Origin of the sequence: Halomonas sp. AOP7-E1-9 (assembly GCF_052376035.1) — a bacterium.
GTDB classification, from domain to species: domain Bacteria; phylum Pseudomonadota; class Gammaproteobacteria; order Pseudomonadales; family Halomonadaceae; genus Vreelandella; species Vreelandella citrativorans.
In genome coordinates this window covers 115,840-132,134 of record NZ_JBQSVC010000008.1, presented here as the reverse complement: position 1 = coordinate 132,134, position 16,295 = coordinate 115,840, and the positions used below count along the sequence as shown (strand labels likewise).

Annotated in this window: 19 protein-coding genes and 1 riboswitch; of the genes, 6 read left to right on the top strand and 13 right to left on the bottom strand. The window is 56.3% G+C overall.

The genetic code is table 11. The features are described 5' to 3' along the window. Positions 1 to 209: 209 nt before the first annotated feature. Entirely contained in the window at positions 210 to 1,568 is a 1,359-nt protein-coding gene (locus tag ACT3R4_RS07165; protein ID WP_407647882.1) for a D-alanyl-D-alanine carboxypeptidase family protein, read from the top strand. A gap of 123 nt (positions 1,569 to 1,691) precedes the next feature. On the opposite strand, the gene ACT3R4_RS07160 is transcribed toward ACT3R4_RS07165, so the two are convergent. The 5 genes from ACT3R4_RS07160 to thiM form a co-directional block, all read right to left on the bottom strand. After that, a complete protein-coding gene (locus tag ACT3R4_RS07160; RefSeq protein ID WP_193053639.1) occupies positions 1,692 to 2,429 on the bottom strand; it encodes a DODA-type extradiol aromatic ring-opening family dioxygenase in 738 nt (245 codons plus the stop codon). A 103-nt stretch (positions 2,430 to 2,532) separates the two neighbouring features. Further along, on the bottom strand, positions 2,533 to 2,949 hold the full coding sequence (locus ACT3R4_RS07155; protein ID WP_193053638.1) for a DoxX family protein: 417 nt from the start codon (positions 2,947 to 2,949) through the stop codon (positions 2,533 to 2,535). An 86-nt stretch (positions 2,950 to 3,035) separates the two neighbouring features. Then, the gene (locus tag ACT3R4_RS07150; protein WP_193056587.1) at positions 3,036 to 3,956 is read right to left on the bottom strand and encodes a LysR family transcriptional regulator; all 921 of its coding nucleotides are present in this window, start codon (positions 3,954 to 3,956) and stop codon (positions 3,036 to 3,038) included. Continuing rightward, on the bottom strand, positions 3,953 to 4,567 hold the full coding sequence (thiE, locus tag ACT3R4_RS07145; protein ID WP_193056586.1) for a thiamine phosphate synthase: 615 nt from the start codon (positions 4,565 to 4,567) through the stop codon (positions 3,953 to 3,955). Before thiE ends, ACT3R4_RS07150 begins: the two co-directional genes overlap by 4 nt. Then, the gene (thiM, locus tag ACT3R4_RS07140; protein ID WP_193056585.1) at positions 4,567 to 5,367 is read right to left on the bottom strand and encodes a hydroxyethylthiazole kinase; all 801 of its coding nucleotides are present in this window, start codon (positions 5,365 to 5,367) and stop codon (positions 4,567 to 4,569) included. Before thiM ends, thiE begins: the two co-directional genes overlap by 1 nt. 24 nt (positions 5,368 to 5,391) lie before the next feature. Next, positions 5,392 to 5,487, bottom strand: a riboswitch (TPP riboswitch). A gap of 229 nt (positions 5,488 to 5,716) precedes the next feature. Between thiM and gloA the strand changes: the two genes are divergently transcribed. Next, positions 5,717 to 6,250: a lactoylglutathione lyase gene (gene gloA, locus ACT3R4_RS07135; RefSeq protein WP_172117697.1), complete on the top strand. Its 534-nt coding sequence runs from the start codon at positions 5,717 to 5,719 to the stop codon at positions 6,248 to 6,250. A gap of 1 nt (position 6,251) precedes the next feature. Then, positions 6,252 to 6,617: a DUF6164 family protein gene (locus ACT3R4_RS07130; RefSeq protein ID WP_087108910.1), complete on the top strand. Its 366-nt coding sequence runs from the start codon at positions 6,252 to 6,254 to the stop codon at positions 6,615 to 6,617. Here the strand turns inward: ACT3R4_RS07130 and ACT3R4_RS07125 are convergent. Beyond that, on the bottom strand, positions 6,614 to 7,279 hold the full coding sequence (locus tag ACT3R4_RS07125) for a cupin domain-containing protein (RefSeq protein WP_441678131.1): 666 nt from the start codon (positions 7,277 to 7,279) through the stop codon (positions 6,614 to 6,616). The genes ACT3R4_RS07130 and ACT3R4_RS07125 overlap by 4 nt on opposite strands. A gap of 131 nt (positions 7,280 to 7,410) precedes the next feature. Further along, the gene (gene ampC / locus ACT3R4_RS07120; protein WP_441678231.1) at positions 7,411 to 8,574 is read right to left on the bottom strand and encodes a class C beta-lactamase; all 1,164 of its coding nucleotides are present in this window, start codon (positions 8,572 to 8,574) and stop codon (positions 7,411 to 7,413) included. Between the two features lie 147 nt (positions 8,575 to 8,721). On the opposite strand from ampC, the gene ACT3R4_RS07115 reads away from it, so the two are divergent. Then, positions 8,722 to 9,594: a LysR family transcriptional regulator gene (locus tag ACT3R4_RS07115; RefSeq protein WP_441678133.1), complete on the top strand. Its 873-nt coding sequence runs from the start codon at positions 8,722 to 8,724 to the stop codon at positions 9,592 to 9,594. Here the strand turns inward: ACT3R4_RS07115 and ACT3R4_RS07110 are convergent. The 4 genes from ACT3R4_RS07110 to ACT3R4_RS07095 all read right to left on the bottom strand — a co-directional run bounded on the left by ACT3R4_RS07110 (position 9,591) and on the right by ACT3R4_RS07095 (position 13,208). Next, entirely contained in the window at positions 9,591 to 10,631 is a 1,041-nt protein-coding gene (locus ACT3R4_RS07110) for a metal ABC transporter substrate-binding protein (protein WP_441678135.1), read from the bottom strand. The two genes, ACT3R4_RS07115 and ACT3R4_RS07110, sit on opposite strands and share 4 nt — an antisense overlap. A 21-nt stretch (positions 10,632 to 10,652) precedes the next feature. After that, entirely contained in the window at positions 10,653 to 11,543 is an 891-nt protein-coding gene (locus tag ACT3R4_RS07105) for a metal ABC transporter permease (RefSeq protein ID WP_172117693.1), read from the bottom strand. Continuing rightward, the gene (locus ACT3R4_RS07100) at positions 11,527 to 12,261 is read right to left on the bottom strand and encodes a metal ABC transporter ATP-binding protein (protein WP_193053631.1); all 735 of its coding nucleotides are present in this window, start codon (positions 12,259 to 12,261) and stop codon (positions 11,527 to 11,529) included. Before ACT3R4_RS07100 ends, ACT3R4_RS07105 begins: the two co-directional genes overlap by 17 nt. 293 nt (positions 12,262 to 12,554) lie before the next feature. Then, positions 12,555 to 13,208, bottom strand: coding sequence for a hypothetical protein (locus tag ACT3R4_RS07095; RefSeq protein ID WP_193053630.1), 654 nt, complete (start codon positions 13,206 to 13,208; stop codon positions 12,555 to 12,557). Between the two features lie 97 nt (positions 13,209 to 13,305). Here ACT3R4_RS07095 and ACT3R4_RS07090 point away from each other — a divergent pair, with 97 nt between their 5' ends. Further along, positions 13,306 to 13,485 carry a hypothetical protein gene (locus tag ACT3R4_RS07090; protein WP_193053629.1) on the top strand — a complete coding sequence of 60 codons (180 nt, stop codon included), beginning with the start codon at positions 13,306 to 13,308 and terminating at the stop codon, positions 13,483 to 13,485. 103 nt (positions 13,486 to 13,588) lie between these two features. On the opposite strand, the gene ACT3R4_RS07085 is transcribed toward ACT3R4_RS07090, so the two are convergent. After that, entirely contained in the window at positions 13,589 to 13,894 is a 306-nt protein-coding gene (locus ACT3R4_RS07085; protein WP_193053628.1) for a hypothetical protein, read from the bottom strand. A 64-nt stretch (positions 13,895 to 13,958) separates the two neighbouring features. Further along, positions 13,959 to 14,834, bottom strand: coding sequence for an alpha/beta hydrolase (locus ACT3R4_RS07080; protein WP_226913444.1), 876 nt, complete (start codon positions 14,832 to 14,834; stop codon positions 13,959 to 13,961). 165 nt (positions 14,835 to 14,999) lie between these two features. Between ACT3R4_RS07080 and ACT3R4_RS07075 the strand changes: the two genes are divergently transcribed. Beyond that, the gene (locus ACT3R4_RS07075) at positions 15,000 to 16,028 is read left to right on the top strand and encodes an acyltransferase family protein (protein WP_172117683.1); all 1,029 of its coding nucleotides are present in this window, start codon (positions 15,000 to 15,002) and stop codon (positions 16,026 to 16,028) included. The last annotated feature ends 267 nt before the right edge of the window (positions 16,029 to 16,295 follow it).

Here is a 16,295-nt window from a genome sequence, read left to right as displayed (position 1 = left end):
CCTGGCGTATCGAGTAATGCCGCTATAAACGTTAAATTGTCCGACGAGCGTGCTAGTCTAGAGTGAATTGACGGGGCCATTGGCGCTGCAGTTGTTTACCCTTGGGAACTGATTCATGGCGCATTATTCAATGCGGGGGTGTACGCGTGCAGGCCGAGGAAGAAGTGTGCGTCTCGTTTCCAGCGTAAATGAATCATCAAGGGGCAGACATGGTGACGAGGGGAGTAAACGATAACAAGGCGTCGAGGGCATGGCTAGCGGTAACGATGTTACTGCTATTGATCATCACCACCTCGACCGTGCAGGCGAATCCACGTTACGCAGGTATTGTGGTCGACCTTGATAACGGTGAAGTTTTATACGCAGAAAATGTGGATGCACCGCGTTATCCTGCTTCGCTGACCAAAATGATGACGCTGTACATGACCTTTGAAGCGCTGGAAAGTGGCACTTTAACGCTCAATGAGCCCCTCGCTGTTTCTGCCCAGGCCGCGGCCATGCCCGCTACCAAATTATGGCTTTCTGCGGGCAGTACGATTCCTGTCGATACCGCTATCCGCGCCCTGGCTGTGCGTTCGGCGAATGATGTCGCCGTTGTGGTGGCTGAAGCGTTGGGCGGTAGCGAGCAGCGCTTTGCGCGGCTTATGACCGAAAAGGCGCGAGAGTTAGGTATGACAGCCACGACCTTCCGCAACGCCTCCGGGCTTCCTGATGACCAGCAAATTACCTCCGCGCGGGACATGCTCACGCTCTCGGTGCGTGTCATGCAGGATTTTCCACAGTATTACCATTACTTCGGTCTTCAGGAATTTACTTATCGCGACAAGCGCCACACCAGTCATAATCGGCTGGTGCGCGACTACCCTGGCGCTGATGGCTTAAAAACCGGCTTTATTCGTGCCTCTGGTTTTAACGTCGCGACGACTGCCGTGCATGATGGCCGGCGGCTGGTTGCCATTGTGATGGGAGGGTTTAGCTCTTCATCGCGTGATACTCATATGGCCGATTTACTCGACCGAGGCTTTATGCGCGCTGAGCTGCGCGATCAGCGTACATGGGTCGCCAATACCAGTTTTTCTCAGGAGTTTATGGGGTTTGGTGGTTCTACACCTCCCGTGGCACCCCCCAAGGCGCCAACACCTGCGCCAAGCCAAATGCTTGCCAGTATTGAAACGACCACGCTGTCACCTGCCCCTAATACCAGCGTAGACGAGCAACTGGCCACGATCACCGTTGAAGGCCCGGCCGAGGCGTCCCGCGCGTCTAACGCTGACCCTTTGCAGGACTTTATTCAAAGTGAGCGCTTGGTGGAAGCTCCCCCGGCCGGCGCCTGGGGTATCCAGGTGGGTGCATTTAGCCAGCAAGGGCAGGCTCAACAGCTGGCCCAACAAGCGGCCCAACGCTTAACGCAAAACTTGGCCGGGCGCGTGGAGGTGGATACACTTGAAGGCCAGACGCCGGTATACCGTGCTCGCCTGGTGGCTTTGGATGAGCATCGCGCCCGTGAAGCCTGCCGTGAACTACAACTGCAAGGCATGGAGTGCATGGTGGTCAACGCAAGCCTTTAAGCCTTGTTTTAAATGTCAAAAAACCCCACCAGCTTTTATGAGCTGGTGGGGTTTTTTTATGGTTGATGTCACGACCCACAACGGCTTTTCACCAGTGCACACGTACGCGCGCAATCGCTTAGGCTAGGCAAAGGCGTACGCGTTCATTGCCAGCACGCCATGCTCAACGCTGCGGTGGAGCGGTGTGACATCATCGCCTGCGCCCATGGCTACCAGTAACGGCTGAAAATGCTCGGGCGTTGGATGGTTCCTGCTCGCTTCGGGGGCCGTTTGCCAGGCAAGCAACGCCTCACGGTCATTGTTCACAAGCTGAGTATCGACCCACTCTGCAAAAGCGCCGACCCAGTTGGGCATCGGGTTATCAAGCGGCATGGTTTCGTAAAGGTTATGGGTCAGGCTGCCCGACCCGATCACTAGAATACCTTCTTCACGCAGTGGCGCCAGGCGCTTACCCAGCTCAACGAGCTTGTCGTTAGACCAACGCACAGGCAGCGATAGCGTAACGACAGGAATATCCGCCTTGGGAAACATCAGCGAAAGAGGTGCCCAGGTGCCGTGGTCAAACCCTCGTTCCACTTCTGAGGCCCCCAGTAATTTGGCCAAGCGGTTGGCCAGTGCAGGCTCGCCAGGTGCCGGGTACTGCTGCTCGAACAGTTCGCGGGGAAAGCCGCCGAAGTCATGAAGGGTTTCTGGCGAAGGGCTGTTACTGACTTTCAGCGTCTGACTTTCCCAGTGCGCCGAAACCACAATGATCGCCTTGGGCGTCAGTCGCTTGCCCAGCGAACGTAAAAAGTGATGGGCAGGCGTAGGGGTGAGGATCAGCATGGGAGAGCCGTGGGATATAAAAAGACTGGGTAGCATAACAACGTCTCCTGGCAGAAGGCCCTGGCAGTGACCAGGGCGCGAGCAAAGGCATGGCGGAGAAAAGGTGATAGATAAACTCGTTTGGGTGCGCCTAACGCGATTAGCTAACGCGGCGGTTCAGTGTAAAGCTGCCGCCGCCTAAACCTGCCTGCACGAGCAGGGCAACGGTCCAGAATGCCGGGAACTCCCAACCACCGCCAGCGTTGGTAAACGCCCAGCCGTTGCCAAGATGCACGGACGTAGCACCCAGCAGCAGAGGAATCATTGCAAGGCTAATCCAGCGCGTATAAATACCCAGAATCAAGGCCAGGCCGCCGCCAACTTCTCCCAGAATCGTTAAGTAGGCTATAACGCTTGGTAGGCCCAGTGACTCAAAGTAGGCGACCGTGCCCGGCAGGGTAAACACAAACACCTTGGTCAGGCCATGGGCGAGTGCCATCACGCCAAGTGATAGTCGCAGCAGAGCGATGGCGTGGGGTTGAAGGTTCGTGCTCATGGTGGAAGAAGATGCATTCATGGGGTATCTCCATTGGGCAGTGCTGAAAGTTCAATGGGGACACTTTACGTTCATTGACGGCAGAGATAATCCACGCGTACCAAACATCACTGTTGCGAAATAGGCGACAATCCCATCTCCTGCTCCCAGTAAGGCGGGCTACCCCAGGCGTCCGTTAACAACTCAATAAACCGCTCTACCTTGGCAGGTAAAAAGCGTCGCGCAGGGTAAATGGCATGAATATCCAGCATCTTGGGGGGGATGTGCGGCAGTACCTGAACCAGCCGCCCAGCGATAATGCTCTCCGTTACCAAAAAGCTGGGTTGATGAGCGATACCGATGCCTGCCTCGGCGGCATGGGTTAAAACATCGCCATTGTTGCTTTCAAGCGGGCCTTGGGGTGTCAGTGTCATATGTTCAAAACGCCAGTTGCTATTGGCTAAATCGCTGCGGTAACGCAGGCAGCGGTGGTGCGCAAGCGCCTCTGCATTTGCCGGCACGCCATGGGTTTCAAGGTACGCCGGAGATGCGCAAAACAGCATTTGACAGCGCGTCAGGCGCCTGGCGATCAGGCTTGAGTCGGGCAGGTTGCCAATACGAATGGCCACATCGTAGCCCTCTTCGAGAAGATCCACGCGGCGGTCACCTAAATCCAGGCGTACATCCAGGCCAGGATATGCCACCATAAAGCGCGCCACCAGCGGGGAGAGGTGGCGCATGCCAAAACTCATGGGGCCGTTGATGCGTAAACGGCCGCTTATTTCAGAAATGCCGCTGCCTACGTCGGCGGCAGCCTCATCAAGGGCCTGTAAAATCGCTTGGGCATGCGCAAGGTAGCGCTCGCCCTCGGCGGTTAAATGCAGGCGCCGCGTGGTGCGCTGAATAAGCCGCACCCCGAGCGTCTCTTCAAGGGCCATGACAACGCGTGATACCCGCGTGCGGGAAAGATCCAACGCCTCAGCGGCCCGCGTGTAGCTGCCAAGCTCGGCAACTTTGACAAAAGCGGCAATATGGTCGAGCTGGTTCATGGCCGAGCCAACGCCCGTGCGGCCTGGTAAGGGTCAGGCTGGCCACAAATGGCGGAGATAACCGCCAAGCCATTGGCACCGGCTGCAACGACCTGCTGGGCGTGTTCAGCCTTGAGCCCGCCAATGGCCACGCTTGGCAAGGTGCAGGCCGCGGCTAATTGAGCCAGGCCTTCAAACCCCAACGGTTTAGCATGGTCCTGCTTGCTTTGGGTGGTAAACACCGGGCCCAGGCCCACGTAGTCGAGCAGGGCCACGGGGGCTGCGTGAAGCTGCTCAAGCGTATTAATCGAAAGCCCGATAATTGCCTCTGGCCCCATGGCTGCCCGTGCCTCTTGAACCGCTGTATCGCTTTGGCCGACATGCAGCCCATCGGCGCCGCTTTGCAAGGCAACGTTCAAGCGGTCATTAATCACCAGCGGTACCCCGCTACCCGCCAGGGCGGCTTTCAAACGCTTGGCCTGTTCAATCATGTCGGTATCGCTTGCGTGTTTATCGCGCAGTTGAACAAAGCTGACGCCCCCTTTGACGGCCTCAATCACGGTGCGCTCTAGCCCTGCGGCTTTACAGAGTTGAGCGTCAGTGACCAGATAAAGCGAAAGATCAAAACGCATTAGCCTTCCTCCAGCCCGGTAAACTGACGGACGTCTGTAGGTGTTAGCTGATACAAGGCGTCCAACAGGGCTACCTGAAAACTACCCGGGCCTGCCGCCTGTTGTCCAGCGCGGCTACCCGCGATAGCAAAGCTTGTAAGTGCGGCTAACGTGGCGTTCAAGGGAGCTTCGGGGCTGGCCGCTACAAAGGCGGCAACGGTGGCACTTAACGCACAGCCAAGCGTAGTGACACGCGGCATAAGCGCGTGCCCGCCGCTCAGACGCCAGTGCTGAGTGCCATCGGTAATAAAATCCTGAACGCCGGTCATCGCGACAACACAGCGTTGCTGCTTGGCGAGGTTTATGGCAGCCTCACGCGCTTCATCCGTAGAGGCTGTGGCATCCACTCCTCGGCCCGCGTGGGTCAAGCCGGAAAGCGTCATGATTTCTGAGGTATTGCCACGGATCACGCTGGGCTTAAAAGCCAATAGCGTTTGTGAAAGCGTTTGACGGTAGTAAGTGGCGCCCACCGCAACCGGGTCCAATACCCAAGGCGTATTGCTCTCGTTGGCCGTTCTGGCGGCAAGTTGCATACCTTCTGCCCAGTGTGGTGAAGGCGTGCCGATATTGATCGAAAGTGCCCCGGCCAAGCGAGTAAACTCAGCGACTTCCTCAGTTGAATGCAGCATGGCAGGGGAAGCGCCGACAGCCAGCAGGCAGTTAGCTGTGCTGTTCATCGCTACAAAATTGGTAATACAGTGCACTAACGGCGTGGTGCGTTGTACAGCGGAAAGCGCGTCGCTCAGCGGGAGTGATGTCATGGCCACCTCACAGCGTAGATCGGGTGTGATGACACCGCGACTTCCTACGCCGGTATTATCCGGTTCAGGTTCTAAGGGTGCATCTCAGCTTGAGCGTCTCAAGCGCCCCTGTCGTCAGGCTACTATCCTTGCCTTGGGCGGTGCTGTAAAGCGCAGGCGATGTGTAAGGGGAGGCCGGTAGGGTAAGCGGGGCTGGAATAATGGCTGTTCTGCCCTCATGGTATGTCATCACAACGGTATCATGCGGTGTGAAACGGTTAGAGATAGGCTTGTACACGGTATGGTTTTTGTCAAAGATAACCGCTCAATCAATTCATTTAACAGCATAATTCCCCACAAGGAGCCCAAGATGACTTTGCAAGGTGAACAGCATAAAGGCGTTCGTCCGGCCCCTGCGCAAACCCAAGGGTTTCGCTTAAACCATACGATGCTGCGGGCGAAAGACCCCGAGCGTTCATTGGCCTTTTACTCCCAGGTATTTGGCATGCAGGTGCTGCGTCGGCTGGATTTCGAAGAGATGCAGTTTTCGCTCTACTTTCTGGCGAACCTGGAAGCCAACGACCAGGTGCCGGAAGATACCCAGGCGCGTACGGCCTGGACCTTCAGCCAAAAGGGGTTGTTAGAACTTACCCATAACTGGGGCACCGAAGACCAGGACGATTTTGCCTACCACGATGGCAATGCCGAACCGCAGGGCTTTGGACATATCTGCTTTAGCGTGCCGGACTTGGAAGCGGCCCAGGCGTGGTTTGATGAGCACGATGTGACGTTCATAAAGCGGGCGGATCAAGGCAAAATGCAGGGCGTCATTTTTGTGAAAGACCCGGACGGCTATTGGATCGAAGTTATCCAGGCCGACCTAATGGCGGCGATGGGCGACTGATATGGCACACTTGCTGTTTCGGCTGCGCTACGTTACCGATGAAGAAGCCATGGAAGTCCGCTCACTACTGGCAGAACATGGTTTTGATACCTATGAAACGCAGGCCGGTTTTTTCCGCTTAGGGGTGGACGCGATCTGGCTGCGTGATGAAACCCAGCGTGAGGCGGCCGAAGCAGCACTGGCGGTGTATCAAGCCGAGCGCTTCACCAAGGCTCGGCAAGCGCACGCCGAGGCCGTGAGCCAAGGCGATGCACCTACCTTATGGCGCCGCTTGGCGGCGCATCCCTTTCAGGTCACCCTGGTAATGGTGGCGGTCGTTATGGTGGCACTGCTTACGCTGCTGCCATTTCTTGGCCTGACTCGTTAATCAAGCCGCAGGTGCCCGCGTTTTAAGTAGAGCTTGACCCCTGCGCTGCCCGCGCTAAGTTGGGGAGCGGCGCCGGGAGGGTAGCGACACCAGCTGCCCGTCGGGTATTCGGTATCGCCGTCGCACAAGGTGCCTTCCAGAACAAACGCCTCCAGGCCACCACCCAGCGTCGGGTAGGCAATCGTCACGCCCGCCTCCCACCGCTCCAGGCTGGCGCGCTCCTGGTGAAAGGTATGCAGCATTTTATAGGTAATGCCTGGGCGGCGGTCCGGCTGCCAAGGTAAACGGTGGGCAGGTACGGCCAGTTGAAGAATGTCATTGGCTGCAAACTGGTGAAGCTTCACCAGGATGAGCGCGCCCTCATCGCCTATGTGCGGGGTGTGGCCCGTACCGATAGGATTGCGCAGATAGGTGCCCGCGGGGTAGCGGCCGTGCTCATCACCGAACACGCCCTCTAGTACAAGAATCTCTTCCCCGCCGTCGTGGGTATGTGAGGTGAACTGGCTGTTGGGCGCGTAGCGTACCAGGCTGGTCGCTCTGGCGACTTCCTCGCCGATGCGATCAAGCATCATGCGTGTGACGCCTGCACTGGGCGAATCGACCCATTGATATTGGTCCGGCGTTACGCAGGCAAAGTGGCTAAAGTCGGCGTTAAGGCGCATGGTGTTGGCTCTTTGCAGTGGGGGGATCGCGGTAGTGCAAGTCTCCTTATCCACCACCCAAAATGCAATGCATAAAAGAGCGCTTTAATGACGAGCCTTTAGGAAGGCTCGTGGCATAAAGGCGGTTTTTTTCAGGGCGTCGCCGCAAGTGTCGTCAGAATATGGTGGGCGGCCTCAATACGTGCCTGGTTGGGATAATTGCGGTTGGCGAGCATCACGATGCCTATTTGCTGGCTGGGTACAAAGGCGACATAAGCGCCAAAGCCATTGGTTGAGCCCGTCTTGTTAAACCACACATCGTCATCTGCCGGTAGCGGTGTCTGAAGCTGCTCGGCCTTGTTAGCCTCCAGCACCATCTCCAGCGAATTGCCTGCTTGTAGCTGGTCAAGCGACACAGGGTAGGCATAGCGTTCCCAACCGAGGCCTTGGGTCATATCGCCCATGTTGACGTAGCCCATCCGGGTTGCTTCCAGTGCTTCGCGCAGCGGTTCATCCACCGCTGAGCTGTCCATGTTGGCGTTAATGAACGCCAGCATATCGGCGCTATTCGACTTTACCCCGTAGGCCTCTGCATCCAGTACGCCGGGGTTCACCCGAATCGGCTCATCCTCTTTTGAGTACCCGAAGGCGTAGTTCGCCTGCGCGTCTTCAGGTACCTGCAGGTAGCTGTGTTCAAGGCCGAATGCTGAAAACACGTGCGCTTCCATCAACTGGGCGTAAGGTTTTCCAAGCCGCTGGGCGGTCAGGTAACCGAGTAATCCAATGCTCGGATTTGAATAGAGCCGATGAGTGCCTGGCGCATACGTCGGTGCCCACTGGCGGTAGTAGGCGACCATGTCGTCTTCGTTGTTGACGCTATCTGGAAACTGCAACGGCAGCCCACCCGCCGTGTAGGTGCCCAGTTCCAATAGGCTGATGTTATCAAAGGCGCTTCCTTCAAGGGCTGGCAGGTACTGGCTGGCGGGGTCGGAAAGTGACAGAGCACCGCTGGCCTGAGCGTAAGCCGCCAGCGTCGCCGTAAACGTCTTGCTGACGGAACCCAACTCAAACAGCGTATCGGTGGTTACCGGCACGCCAGCCTCTTGATCGGCGACCCCATAATTAAAGTAATAGGGCGTGCCCTTAACGCTCACCGCTAAGGCCATGCCCGGGACACTGTGCGCGTCCATCAAGGCTACGATAGTGTCGTTGACCACCGACGCCACCGGCAGACTGCGCGGATCATCATTCGCATAGCCAAAAGCGCTGATAAGAAACGAACCTGCCACAATAAGCGCATTCTTTGCTGTTAACATCTTGTTCATCAGAAAACCCGTTACGTGTTGTTGATTAACATCGGGCGTTGGCCCCGCTGATTCGTTGCTTACGTTACGGCGAACCGTACAAGGTGACAAACAGCGATATTTTGCATAAGCCATTAGAAAAATTTGGGGGTCTGTGTCGTGCGTCCCTACTTACCACTAAAAGCCCTGCGCGCCTTTGAAGCGTCGGCCAGGCACCTGAGTTTTACCCGAGCGGCTGCCGAGCTGTGCGTGACGCAAGCGGCCGTTAGTCATCACGTAAAATTGCTGGAAGGCCAGTTGAAGGTAGCACTGTTCACCCGCCTGCCGCGCGGGCTGATGTTAACGCAAGAGGGCGAAATGCTACTGCCGGTCCTCAAGGCGTCGTTTGATCAGATTACACACACGCTGGATCAATTAGGCGAGCAGAACTATCGGGAGGTATTGAATGTGGGCGCGGTGGGCACGTTCGCCGTCGGCTGGTTGCTGCCCAGGCTTGCTGACTTTCAGGAGCGCTATCCGTTTATTGATCTGCGCCTTTCGACCCATAACAATCGCACGGATATGGCCGCGGACGGGTTTGACTTTGCTATCCGCTTTGGAACGGGCGCTTGGCACGGTATTGCGGCCCAGCCCTTGTTACCAGCCTCGCTGTCGGTCATGTGCACGCCCGACATCGCCACCCGGCTAAAGACGCCGGCCGATGTCGTGGGTGAAACATGGCTACGCTCTTATCGCACCGATGAGTGGACGCAGTGGCTACTGGCGGCGGGGTTATCCAGCAGTGTTTCTGTGCCAAGAAGTATCGTGTTTGACTCTTCTATTGCCATGATAGAAGCCGCACAGCAGGGCGTAGGCATTGCCCTGGCGCCGCCTTCAATGTTCTCACGCCCGCTCACCAGCGGTGCTTTGGTACAACCGTTCAGCACCGCGGTGAGTTTAGGCGGGTACTGGCTGACGCGCTTACAATCGCGGCCAGAAACCCAGGCCATGGCCTGTTTTAGAGAGTGGCTGACCCTGGCAACCAATGCCTAGTGGCTATGGCTATGCTCGCTGTGATCATGCCCGTGGTCATGGTCATGATCGTCATGTGTATGGTCGTGGCCGTCATGCGCATGGTCATCATGGCCCGGCTGGGCCAGTGCTTCGTGCAGCACTACCGCATTGTGGCGCATCATGCCAAGGTAGGTGCTCGCTTCGCCCTCGGAAGAAAGCGCATCGGCATACAGTGTTCCGGCAATCGGCAGGCTCGTCTCTTCAGAAAGCTGCTGAATGACCGCAGGATTGGTCATGTTTTCATGGAACAGGGCTTGTACGTTCTGGTCGTTGATCACGTCCACCAGCTCGGCCATGCTGGCGCCGCTGGGTTCTACTTCGGTCGATAAGCCGGTAGGTGCCAAAAAGTTGACGCCGTAAGCATTCGAGAAGTAGCCAAAGGAGTCGTGGCCAGTAATCACGCTGGTTGAGGCCGGGATTTCGCTGATGAGCTCACGAATTTCAGCATCGACTTCTGCCATGCTGGCCAGGTAGTTATCGGCGTTAGCCCGGTACTCATCGGCGTTAGCCTCATCGGCCTCAATCAGGCCGTCACGGATATTGGCAACGTAAATCCGCGTTTGGGCCATATCCTGCCAGGCATGAGGATCAAATTCACCATGCGCATGGTCGTGGTCGTGATTATGGTCATGATCGTGGTCATGCCCGTGGTCGTGCCCATGACCATGGTAGTCGAGCTTGTTAATGCCATCAGTGGCCGTGATCAATGCGCCGTTGTAGCCGCTGGATTCAATGAGCCGCTCCATCCAGCCTTCGAACAGTAGGCCATTGAACACCACAAGATCCGCTTCTGTCAGTGCGCGTGCATCGCCTGGGCGAGGGGAGTAGACGTGCGAATCACCGTCAGGCCCCACCAGTGATGTTACTTCAACGTGCTCACCGCCCACGTTCTCGACCATATCGGCCAGGATGGAGAAGCTTGTCACCACCTGAACGCGGTCTGCTGCGATGGCCGCGGGCAGTGCCAACATGGCGGATACGCCAACCAATAAGCGCGAAGATAACCGTAAAGACATACCGACTCCTGTTGAATGATGTTACGTAGATGCCTCCGCACTGAGCGGGGCTGTTTTACGCCTTAGCCGGGCAGCCAGACTGTGGTAGCGCCCGAACATCGCCGAGAAAAGATAACCCACGCCGGCCAGCAGAATAATGCTCGGCCCTGAGGGAATATCCAGATGAAAAGAGAGCAGCAAGCCGCCGGTACTGGCGACCATGGCGATCACAACGGCAATCGCCATCAAGCCTTCAAGGCGCCTACTCCAAAAACGCGCGGCGGTGGCGGGCAGCATCATTAAACCTACCGCCATCATCGTGCCCAACGTTTGAAAGCCCGCCGTCATGTTGAGCACCAGCAAGGCTAAAAATACGCTGTGCACCCAGCCGTTGCGGCGGTTTTGGCCGCGTAAAAAAAGCGGGTCCAAACACTCCACCACTAGCGCGCGGAAGATGATCGCCAGGGTCACCAGAATCAGCGTGCTGATGCCTGCAATCAGTAGTAATGCAGTGGCGTTAACGGCCAAAATCGATCCAAACAGAACGTGGGTTAAGTCAACGCTGCTGCCTCCCATCGAGATCAGCATGACCCCCGCCGCCAGCGAGATAATAAAAAAGCTCGCCATGGCCGCATCTTCACGCTGGCCGCCTATCTTCGATACAGCTCCGGCAAGTAGCGCCACCATTAACCCGCACAATACGCCGCCAATACTCATAATGGGCAGCGAGAACCCGGCCAGTAGAAAGCCGATTGCCACGCCTGGCATAATGGCGTGCGCCAAGGCATCGCCAATCAGGCTCATGCCGCGTAGCACCAGAAAAACGCCCAAGGGCGGGGCCGCAATGGACAGCGCTAACCCGCCGACTACCGCGCGGCGCATAAAGCCATAATCAAACGGCGCAATTAGCCACGTGTTAAGCAGTTCCAGCATGGTGCTCCCCCAGTGTAAAAGGTACTGCCTGGGCGGGCAGTGGCTGATGATGTAGTTCACTGGGTGCCACCCAGCGGGCATGGCCGCCGTTTAACATCAATATTTCATCGGCCAAGCGGCGTAAATGGTCCATATCGTGCAGAACAATAATAATCGTCGTACCGTCATCGGCCATCTGGCGCAGGATACGGATTAAAATATCGACCGTGTCGCTGTCCACGTTGGCAAAAGGCTCATCCAGCAGTAACAGCTCGGCTTCCTGCATCAACGTACGCCCAATCAAGGCCCGCTGGCGCTGGCCACCGGAAAGCTCGCCTAACGGGCGGTGAGCCAAGTGCGAAATACCCAAGCGCGCCATGATGTCGCGACCTTTACGGTAGTGCGCCGCACAGTAGCCTTTTAGTGCCCCATGGCTTGGCCAACTGCCGGTCATGACCAACTCCTCCACGCTCATGGGAAAGGTTAAGTCCAGCGCCAACTGCTGGGGCAGCCAGGCACGGCGCTCAGAAGGAACGCTGCATATGACGTTGCCACCTGCCGGGCGAAGTTCGCCCATAATGGCCTGGATCAGAGTGCTTTTACCGGCCCCATTGGCACCCACTAACGCCGTAATAGCCCCCGGCCTGATATCGCCATCCACATGCTCAAGCACGGTGCGATGCCCTTGGGACAAGTGCAAATTCTTAAGCTGTAAGCGTGATGTTGTGCGCTGACTCATTTAGGCCACCCACCAGCCCACACCACCAGCGCCCACAGCGCCACAAGCGGTATCGTCACCAGTAGCAGCCGTTTCGTGGCCGACAATGACATTAAAGAGAAGTGGCAAGGCCCCTCCCGGTTATGGCGGTGCGTGCGATGACTCACAGAGTACCCTCTTAACAATAGAATAAGTTATAACATAACAATTGGCGAAGCCAAAAAAATTGCTGAATATTTTACGCGCTTACCACGTCGTGACAATGACAAACGCGCTCACACACTCATCCCAAAGTAACTTATCCACAGGGCGTTTTAGTAACGCCATGTAGCGCTAATCTGCTGGGGAGAGACCAGCAGCGCATACTCGCCGTCCATCGTCACTGGGCCAAGCGAAACGCGGGCGGGCTGAAAGCGGTTAATAGCGGAAGACGCCTGGTTGGGCTGGGTCCAAATCTGAAGTTCATTGACCAGCATGCCCATGGCAAAGTTCATCGCCCCGTCGCGCTCGCGGCCATCGGCCGCAATAATACCGCCCGCAATGCTGTTGATCACCAATGAGTTCACCCGCTCACCCCAGCCACGGCGTGCCCGCTCGGCCTGGGCAAGTTCCAACCCCAGCGCTTGCACACCGCTTAGCTCGCCACGGGCTTTTAAGCGCTCGTACTGCGCCAACGCCGCCTGGTGTGGCTGGCTATCCAACAACACCCCGCCAAGCGCCAAGGCTGATTTCACCACACCGATCCGCGCATCAAAACGGTCATCGCGGTCGCTTGCTTCGCTTGCCTGGTAAGCATCCACCACAAGGCTTGCGCCATAAATACCTGTCCACCCCCACTCCCACACATTGGCCTGCCGCGCACCGCGCTCAAATACATCGTCGTAACCCGCCCATTCATTGGTGGGTTGCGCCAAGGCTGGCAGTGCTACAACGCACAGCAGTACGCCTAAAAGAGGGTGTAAACGCATCGGGAAAGTCCTGTCATCAAAGGGGGATGGCATTAAGCGTAGCATGTACTGGAAGGGGATTTTCGCGGAAGCCTGACGTTAAGTATGACTAAGGTCAATGGCGCTTAAAGGCGATTCCCGCACAGGCGGGGATGAACCGTCAGTGGTCGATATGAGCGATAATGGAAAAGTTGATCCCTGCGCGAGCGATAATGAGTTGGGGTATTTAGATGACCATCCCTCCATCGCGGGTGCGCTAACGGTTACTGCCGCGCTGCTTGAATGGGTTAATACTTGAAAGTTGGCGAGGTTGTAGTGCTGTCTTGAAATTAACGCTAGCGTTCAGCTTTAAGCAAAAGAGCCTCAATGGAGGCTCTTTGTCATAACAGTGCTGGAACCGCTTATTTATCCTTGTCCCAGTGTTCAAAGGCGCGCTTGTCATCGGGGAGCCGGACAATGTCACCGATGTTGAGATCAGGAAGGCCTTTAAGATGGTGGCCTTTGGTGTCCATGATGGCGGCAACGCTGCCAATACTCACGGCGTCTTCTTCTCGGTAGGCTTCCACTTTTACGTGAACGATGTGACCTTGGTAGCGAGCGGATAAAATATCGCCGGTGCCAATGCGGGCGTGTTCATGGTGGTCGTTAGCAAACAGTTTGGATACGCTGTCTTTGCCGGGGTCTTCCCATTCGATATGTCGATGCATCGTGGTTTCCTTGTAAGTGGGCCGAAAAACACAAGTGTAGTTTGGTTTTTATTAGTTTTGCTAGTTATGGGTTAATGGGACCTTTGCCAATATGCTGAAACATAAAGGTTAAGGCCGCAGGTAGGCTGGCACGCCAAACGCGCCAAGTGTGCCCGCCGGGGTAGAGGTCCAAGCGTACATCATTAGGTTGAATGCGTTCCATGGCTTGGCGTAGCTTACGGGCGTGAAACTCGGCGTCGTACACATCGCTGCGCCCTGCGCTAATGTAAAGTGGCACGATCGGGATGTCGCTCTCTTCTGCGCTGGGCCGGGGCGTTACGTTAATGCGATACGCTTCAAGGTAAGCGGGGTAGTTGAGCTGGTCCCATAAAGCCGTATCAAAATGGCCTTGTTCATCCAAGAACGCGGGATGGCGGTGTGCTGAGGAGTTGCTCGGCGGATACGGAAGATAGCTTGCCGGGCTTAGCGCTGCGGCGGCGGCAAACATCTCGGGCTTTTCCAGGGCAAAATTAAGCGCGCCAAACCCTCCGGCGGATAGTCCGCCTACACCGCGAAGCGCTCGCGTGGCGCCCACTCGGTACTGGTTTTCAATATGCGGCATCAAGTCGTTAAAAAAGGCGCTGCGGGCGGCCTCATTATGGCCGTCTACCCACCAGCTGCGACTACCGGGCATGATGAAAACGGCAGGCGGAATGTGCCCAGCGCGAATCAAACGATCAGCGGTTTGGGCAAGGTTGCCCTTGGCTAGCCAGTCTCGTTCGTTACCAAAAGAGCCATGGAGCAGATAAACCACTGGGTAAGGCTCGGCGGCAGTGGCGTCATAATGGTCGGGTAGATACACGGTGTAAGGGTAGGCGTGGCCCAGCGTGGGCGAGTCAAAGGTGGCGTAGTGCACCTCGCCAGCAACGGCGGTGTTAAACAGGCTCCATAGGCCCGCCAGGGCTGTCAGGCTGGTCAACAAGGAACGTAACAACCCATGAAATACACGTGAAAATGAGAAGAGCGACAAACAGCCTCCGGGAATTATCGCAGGGTTATAGCGTCGTACACCGTACCCGCCGACACTGTTCAGCGCAGGCGAATGTCAGGCATACACGGAGCAGGTATGCATAAAAGGATAGAGGAAATTTACTGGTTGCGTGCATACGGCTGCGTGGCCGTGTTTTTATTTCATTTGCTGGACCACGTTAATCAGCGTGTGGATAACCTGGCCACCGACCTGATGCGCCTGCCGCTGGTATTGGGCACACCGATCTTTTTGTTCATTTCAGTGTTTGTGTTTGCCATGCGCTATGACAAGGCAGTGCCGCCTGGCTTTTTGGCCCAACGGGTAAAGTACGTCATGCTGCCTTATCTGGTATATGGCTTTATCTACTCGACGGCCGAGTGGGTCCGGCTGTACATGGCAGGGGAGTCGGTAGGCTTTGTCGCCAATGCGCTGGAGTACTTTGTTTTCGCCGGGTGGCACGGTTATTTCTTGATTATCGCCATGCAGTTTTATATCGCTTATTGGCTGTTTACCCGTTGGCAGCTGTGGCGCTTTAACCCGGTGCCGTGGCTGTGGGTGAGCTGTTGGGTGAGTATGGCGTACTGGGGAGTGGCGTATTGGCTGGGTGTGGCGCTGCCGGGGTATCTGCTCTGGGTAGCGCCTCTGGGCTGGATATATCTGTTCTTTCTGGCCCTGGCGCTAGTGCGTTACTACCCCTTTGATAGTGGAGCCCAGGCACCGCTGCGGCCTTTATGGATGCAGTACCTGTCGTGGCCTTTGTGGTTGGTCGTGTTGGTTTGCCTGCTGGTCGCGGCCAGTGTGGCGGGGTGGCTGCAGTTCTCATCCAAGGAAGTGTGGGTGATACCGCTGTTCATACTCTCAACGCTTGTAGCGATGCGTTATTTAAAAGACATCACAGCGCCTCGCTGGGTGCGCTATATCAACCAGTATTCGTTTGGTATTTACCTGGCGCACCCCATGTTTTTTGCCATTACCGATGCGTTGGTGATGCCGTTGGCGTTGCCTATAACGGTTTACGTGCTGCTGCTGATAGTGACGGGCGCCACGGGCTCTATCCTGCTCAGTAAAATGGCGAACACCACAAAAGCCGGGGCCATGATGTTTGGCAAGCGGCTAAAAGTGTAGGGCGTTGACGCGCTGTGCGGTGGGTTGGAAGCCGAGAGGGGCGCTCTATGTCTTTCATGCACCAATTAGGTGCGCTTATGCTTGTGTTTGATCTATTTTGGGTCAAAAAAACAGGTCCGTGTGTGTTTAAAAGCCTCGGGAAATACTTATGCGTCATAGAGAGGCATGCAGACGCAGCTTTTATATGCCTTAAAACAACAGGTTAGTAATTGTTTCGGTCATGTTGGTGCAGGATTGGCATGTTCTCTGCATTATATTTGTCAGCGG

What these genes read in the sequence shown, in the direction of transcription:
- ACT3R4_RS07110 (WP_441678135.1), bottom strand. Translation starts at nt 10,631, where the DNA reads ATGTCTTTACGGTTATCTTCGCGCTTATTGGTTGGCGTATCCGCCATG.
- ACT3R4_RS07155 (WP_193053638.1), bottom strand. Translation starts at nt 2,949, where the DNA reads ATGAATGCATCTTCTTCCACCATGAGCACGAACCTTCAACCCCACGCC.
- ACT3R4_RS07095 (WP_193053630.1), bottom strand. Translation starts at nt 13,208, where the DNA reads ATGCGTTTACACCCTCTTTTAGGCGTACTGCTGTGCGTTGTAGCACTG.
- ACT3R4_RS07130 (WP_087108910.1), top strand. Translation starts at nt 6,252, where the DNA reads ATGGCACACTTGCTGTTTCGGCTGCGCTACGTTACCGATGAAGAAGCC.
- gloA (WP_172117697.1), top strand. Translation starts at nt 5,717, where the DNA reads ATGACTTTGCAAGGTGAACAGCATAAAGGCGTTCGTCCGGCCCCTGCG.
- thiE (WP_193056586.1), bottom strand. Translation starts at nt 4,567, where the DNA reads ATGCGTTTTGATCTTTCGCTTTATCTGGTCACTGACGCTCAACTCTGT.
- ACT3R4_RS07105 (WP_172117693.1), bottom strand. Translation starts at nt 11,543, where the DNA reads ATGCTGGAACTGCTTAACACGTGGCTAATTGCGCCGTTTGATTATGGC.
- ACT3R4_RS07165 (WP_407647882.1), top strand. Translation starts at nt 210, where the DNA reads ATGGTGACGAGGGGAGTAAACGATAACAAGGCGTCGAGGGCATGGCTA.
- ACT3R4_RS07090 (WP_193053629.1), top strand. Translation starts at nt 13,306, where the DNA reads ATGGCGCTTAAAGGCGATTCCCGCACAGGCGGGGATGAACCGTCAGTG.
- thiM (WP_193056585.1), bottom strand. Translation starts at nt 5,367, where the DNA reads ATGACATCACTCCCGCTGAGCGACGCGCTTTCCGCTGTACAACGCACC.
- ampC (WP_441678231.1), bottom strand. Translation starts at nt 8,574, where the DNA reads ATGTTAACAGCAAAGAATGCGCTTATTGTGGCAGGTTCGTTTCTTATC.
- ACT3R4_RS07125 (WP_441678131.1), bottom strand. Translation starts at nt 7,279, where the DNA reads ATGCGCCTTAACGCCGACTTTAGCCACTTTGCCTGCGTAACGCCGGAC.
- ACT3R4_RS07100 (WP_193053631.1), bottom strand. Translation starts at nt 12,261, where the DNA reads ATGAGTCAGCGCACAACATCACGCTTACAGCTTAAGAATTTGCACTTG.
- ACT3R4_RS07075 (WP_172117683.1), top strand. Translation starts at nt 15,000, where the DNA reads ATGCATAAAAGGATAGAGGAAATTTACTGGTTGCGTGCATACGGCTGC.
- ACT3R4_RS07150 (WP_193056587.1), bottom strand. Translation starts at nt 3,956, where the DNA reads ATGAACCAGCTCGACCATATTGCCGCTTTTGTCAAAGTTGCCGAGCTT.
- ACT3R4_RS07160 (WP_193053639.1), bottom strand. Translation starts at nt 2,429, where the DNA reads ATGCTACCCAGTCTTTTTATATCCCACGGCTCTCCCATGCTGATCCTC.
- ACT3R4_RS07085 (WP_193053628.1), bottom strand. Translation starts at nt 13,894, where the DNA reads ATGCATCGACATATCGAATGGGAAGACCCCGGCAAAGACAGCGTATCC.